This is a genomic window from Burkholderia singularis, assembly GCF_900176645.1.
Lineage (GTDB): Bacteria > Pseudomonadota > Gammaproteobacteria > Burkholderiales > Burkholderiaceae > Burkholderia > Burkholderia singularis.
On record NZ_FXAN01000114.1, the window covers coordinates 1 to 3,120 of the forward strand.

A 3,120-nucleotide genomic window follows, 5' to 3' on the forward strand; every position below is an offset into this window, starting at 1 on the left:
CTGCCAATGCCACGCTGCTACGCATGGCTTCCAATCGTTGGGGAAACCGGTAACTCACGCCGTCAACACGGTATCGGCTCCACGCTTACTGTGCTTTCTGGGTGTTGAAAAGTACATTTTGTAACGTCGCGCGTGATTTGGCACCGTTTAGCGACATATTTGGCACACTACGGCCGAGCCAATTTCGCGATCGATTTATCCCTCCAGCCAGAGAAAAGGCGACGAGTATAGCGAACCCCGTAATCGATTGATCTGTATAAGGCTGGACTAGACCAAACAGACAACGTCAGATCGTCTGCCTCAGTGCGGCCAAACTCGGTCATCCACCGTCGCATTCCTACGGCCACTCGAACGGCTGGTCCGCTCTATCAGCGGACCGTCGTCGAATTTAAGTAGGACGATGCACGAACCCTTACTGTGGATCCTTCCGTTGGGTCTGGCATATTGGCTTCCCCTCGAGACAACCAACGCCGCCAGAACCCGCGTCTGAGTGTCCGGATCCTAGGCCTTTCCGTGGTTGAACACCGCGAAGTTGCCGTCGGCCTTCCCGACAATAATCTTGGGCTCGATAGAACCCTTGGGCACCTCGACAATCCAGACACCGTTGAAATCCGCGGTTCGGATAAAGGCGGCGTGCAACTCGATCAAGGACCGTGCTTCCTCGATGACACTGGGGAGAAACTCAATCAATCCCTCCCACTGGACTAGCTGATCCCAAGGATTACGGGCATGAAGGTATTTCCCTAACCTGTCGTAGATCTTTGTGAATCGGTCCTGAGTCAGATAGCCATCCTTTTTCCGATCAAAGTGCCAGGTCCGTCCTGTCGGAAGCTCAGGAGTAAGGTTGACAGCAGGGACCAGTGCGAGCGGGTAGAAGTCCTTCTGTACCCGCTGCAGATCGCGAAAGATCCGGTTCGCGTGGTAATCCCGCGTGAAATCCTTGTTTTGTTCGGCCTTGGAACGAATCTCTTCATAAGCTGCCTTGTTCGTGGAAATAGCTGAAAATGCTATAGTTTCCAAGGCTTTGCGAAGCTGAAGTGCCGCCGATTCCAGATAGCCGACCTCTTCAACACTACCGTGGTGCGCGATAAAACGATCTGCCGCCATGAGGCGGCTTGCGGCCTCAGACATCATCGCCTTGTAGACGGATTCGGCATGCATTGTGACGGTCCTAAGGTGAGGTGCTCCACGGCATCAGGCATGCAGAGGTGTTCGAGGACATTCAGTGCGCCAATAACTTCGTCAGCTTGATGGGACCATAGCTTCAATTGGTAATCGCCCAAAGCAATGACTCGCTGAGTGGATCAGGATCGTCCAAATCCCAGGTTGATCAATTTCGCAATCGACCAATAGTGCGAAACATGGCCTAGCAATTCGGCGAGGCGGCCCGCTGAAGACTTTGAATGGCTGGGACCATGCAGCCTCACCGCTCGGCGACTCGATTGACGCAGTGAATTCATATTCGACGCCCAATGTCGCATTACCAATAGACAATACGCCAAACAACACGAAAGCGAACCTTTCTGGCAATTTAGCAAAGGTAACGCGCTCGATACCCGCCGCCAAGATGTAAGCAAGTCCGTCCCGGGAGTGGCAACATTCAGCGAGGATCAACGTGCTGATATGTAATCCCGCATTCCGATCAACCTCGGATACCTCTCTGCTGACAATCACATTGAATCCGGCTTTCCCACCTTTTCCACCTTTGGCAACGATATCGCCGAAGGATGTGTCGCCGCCATCGCCACCGTCGCCGCCATTCGGGTCTGATTTACCACCTTCACCTATCTTTATGGGGATGCTCATTCCCGGAGTGACTTTGAGGATTGCTGTCACATATTCTCCACCTTGCCCGCCTTCACCGCCTTGAGATTCTGGGCCAAAGGCGCCAGCACCACCGCCTCCCGCCGCCGGGGCAGCTCCGGGCGTGCTACTGAAGTTGTATATATTCCCGCCTCGACCACCGTCGCCACCGCGCGCTTCACCGATTGCGCCTCCGCCACCGCCTCCGGCACCGGGCGCGTTTCCGCCCGTCCCGCCGATATTGTTAATAGTCGATGAGGAATCTGTGTCGATAGACAAGAATTGCCGCCTAACGGATTCCATTTCCGGGCGGTCAAGGATGCCAGCAACGCGCTCAAGATGAAACAACTCAACCTTCAGTGGATTCGCCGATTCTTCTAGCTCTTTACGCTCGCTCAGCCTCAATTCTTGATTTGTAACGAACGCGATGCCCGTGGAATTCTGCTGCTTTACCTTCTCGGCATCCGACAGGAATTTAGTTTTGATTTCTTGGTAGCCTTTTTCGCCGCGGGGAAAATAGACAGCCATGCTCCACGGCTCGTCCGCATACATGCAACAAGCATCTTGGCCGCCGTCCTTTCCTCCGAGTGGATGGCTCGGGTTAATGGCTTCAAATCCTTCATGATGAAGAATTTGAGCGGCGAGCCTTTCTGACGGCGTAGAACCGTAAGTCCACTCGCGCAAGCGGTGCCAAGTCTCATCTATGCGATTCGCCATGCAAACCTCACCCGAGATGTTTTATCAACTCTTTCAATGCGATGAAATGAGTTTACAAATGCATATTGCAGACGGTCGCGTATCTTTTACGACGTCGTCAAATTGAACAGCAAAAAGAGATGGCGGCCGTGCTGTCTTGATCAAGGCGGGGCGCTGCAGGCGAAGCGCTCAATATGCCGGCGTCCCGTTGAGCACGCGGGACGAGTTCTTCGATCATGCAAACGAACCGACGCGAATATCGTTAGGCATACTTCATGATTATTGCGGCTGCCACACGTTTCTCTTGTTATTTGTCGCCGATCGCGCAGTTGTGAGCGTAGGGGCGATGGTGGGAAAAGCCGTCAGCGCAAGCAAAGTGGCAAATCGATTCGGTGCAATGCGAACTGATTGACCGACTCGGCGTGCGCATTCATGCGAGCAAGCACGAATGCGCGCGCTCCGTTCGGCCGGATCGTCTCCTCCGTCTTTTTTCTTAATCGCCGCTTTTAGTAAGCAGACGACATATCGAGGCTGCCCAGGCTTTGCGCCAAGCGAAGGCGGGAGGTCTGCCATTTCGCGACGGCCTGCACGCGCTGCTTTTGCGCATCGGCCAGCGCGGTT

The 3,120-nt window shown here is 54.2% G+C and carries 2 protein-coding genes; both read right to left on the reverse strand.

Annotated features, from left to right (window positions below):
• Positions 1-501 precede the first annotated feature (501 nt).
• Positions 502-1,161, reverse strand: coding sequence for a hypothetical protein (locus BSIN_RS23300; RefSeq protein WP_089342171.1), 660 nt, complete (start codon positions 1,159-1,161; stop codon positions 502-504).
• Positions 1,162-1,242: 81 nt separating this feature from the next.
• Complete coding sequence (locus BSIN_RS25900; protein ID WP_159936050.1) at positions 1,243-2,520, reverse strand: glycine-rich domain-containing protein; 1,278 nt, start codon at positions 2,518-2,520, stop codon at positions 1,243-1,245.
• Between the last annotated feature and the right edge of the window lie 600 nt (positions 2,521-3,120).

What these genes read in the sequence shown, in the direction of transcription:
- BSIN_RS23300 (WP_089342171.1), bottom strand. Translation starts at nt 1,161, where the DNA reads ATGCATGCCGAATCCGTCTACAAGGCGATGATGTCTGAGGCCGCAAGC.
- BSIN_RS25900 (WP_159936050.1), bottom strand. Translation starts at nt 2,520, where the DNA reads ATGGCGAATCGCATAGATGAGACTTGGCACCGCTTGCGCGAGTGGACT.